1 protein-coding gene is annotated in these 1,236 nt (G+C 52.4%); it reads right to left on the bottom strand.

Annotation, left to right across the window (positions count from 1 at the left end; all coding sequences use genetic code 11):
• On the bottom strand, nucleotides 1-1,233 hold a 1,233-nt coding region (locus AN214_RS21680), incomplete at its 3' end, for a non-ribosomal peptide synthetase (protein ID WP_268795524.1).
• Nucleotides 1,234-1,236: the final 3 nt, after the last annotated feature.

The following is a 1,236-nucleotide window of genomic DNA, read 5'->3' on the forward strand; positions in this document are numbered from 1 at the left end:
CAATTGGATATTTTGCTTCTTCAGTAATGACACCACCTGGATGGATAAGATGGAATCCCCTCCCAGGGTAAAGAAGTTATCATGTCTCCCTACTCGCTCTGCGCCCAATACTTGCGACCAAACGGCACACAGCTGTGCTTCCACTTCATTTCTCGGCGCTTCATACGCCACCGCACTGCCTTCTCCACTGGGCAGCGGCAGCGCCGCTTTATTCACTTTACCGTTGACCGTCAGCGGTAAACTATCCAACACTGTCACCACCGCCGGTACCATGTACGCCGGTAACTTCGCGATTAACGCTTCCCGTAACGCATTGCCATCTTGTTGGCTGTCCTCTGTCAGACTCACATAACCCAACAACCGCTTCGCGCCCGAGGCCTCTTCCTGAACCGTTACCACCGCCGCACTCACTGACGGTAAGGAAAGCAGTTGCTGCTCAATCTCTCCTAGCTCTATACGGTATCCCCGTATCTTCACCTGCGCATCGCGACGACCTATGTATTCCAACTCGCCATCACTCAAATAACGCACCAAATCACCCGTTCGATACACGCGCCCCGATGAGCTAAAGGGGTTCGCCACAAAACGCGACGCCGTCAGGTCTTCACGACCCACATAACCATTCGCTACCCCGTCTCCACCTATCAGTAACTCACCAATACTCATTAACGGTTGTAACTGGTCATACGCACCCACCACATACAGCTGGGTGTTCTGAATCGCCTTACCAATCGGTACACCGCCTTCGCCTTCCAAACTCTCACCTGGGCCGACACGGTAGATACTACAACCCACCACCGTTTCTGTCGGACCGTATTCATTAATAAACGTTGACTCCGGTAACAATGCCTGACAGCGACGCAGTAACGGTCGCGTAAATTGCTCTCCTCCCACCACAAAGCAATGGGCAACGTCGGTTGCCGCTAAGACATGGCATAACCCTTCTAAGTGTGCCGGCGTCACTTTATAAAGCTGTGCCTCATCACCACTGATACTCAACGCCAGCGATTCAATGACATCCGTACTTTCTGGCAACACCTCTACACACAACCCTTTCACTAACGGACTCAGTAAACTCGTCACCGTCGCATCAAACGCTAACGGCGAACTCACCACTGCGCCTGATAACCCCACTAAGTACTCCTCACTAGCATGACTCACATAGTGACTTAATCCTCGCTGCGCTACCGACACCCCTTTCGGCTCACCTGTCGACCCTGAGGTATACAACACATA

Origin of the sequence: Pseudoalteromonas sp. P1-9 (assembly GCF_001399975.1) — a bacterium.
GTDB lineage: Bacteria > Pseudomonadota > Gammaproteobacteria > Enterobacterales > Alteromonadaceae > Pseudoalteromonas.